Origin of the sequence: Jeotgalibacillus sp. ET6, assembly GCF_029667115.1 — a bacterium.
Taxonomy (GTDB): Bacteria; Bacillota; Bacilli; order Bacillales; family Jeotgalibacillaceae; genus Jeotgalibacillus.
In genome coordinates, this window is record NZ_JARUIU010000036.1 from 1 (window position 1) to 292 (window position 292).

Genomic DNA, 292 nt, shown 5'->3' on the forward strand with positions numbered 1-292 from the left:
GATGGTGCGGGCCACGCACAGGCGCTGCTGCTGGCCGCCGGAGAGGCCGAGACCGGAGCTGTGGATCTTGTCCTTCACCTCGTCCCACAGGGCCGAGCGGCGCAGGGACTGCTCCACGCGGACGTCCATGTCGGGCTTGGAGAGGTTCTCATAGAGGCGCACGCCGAAGGCCACGTTGTCGTAGATCGACATGGGGAACGGGGTGGGCTGCTGGAACACCATGCCCACGCGGGCGCGGAGCAGCGACAGGTCCTGGGCGCGGTCGAGCACGTTCTCGCCGTCGAGCAGGATC

1 protein-coding gene is annotated in these 292 nt (G+C 68.5%); it reads right to left on the reverse strand.

Annotation, left to right across the window (positions count from 1 at the left end):
- Positions 1-292: ATP-binding cassette domain-containing protein (locus P6709_RS19800; protein WP_278242622.1), on the reverse strand; the 292-nt coding region annotated here is incomplete at both ends.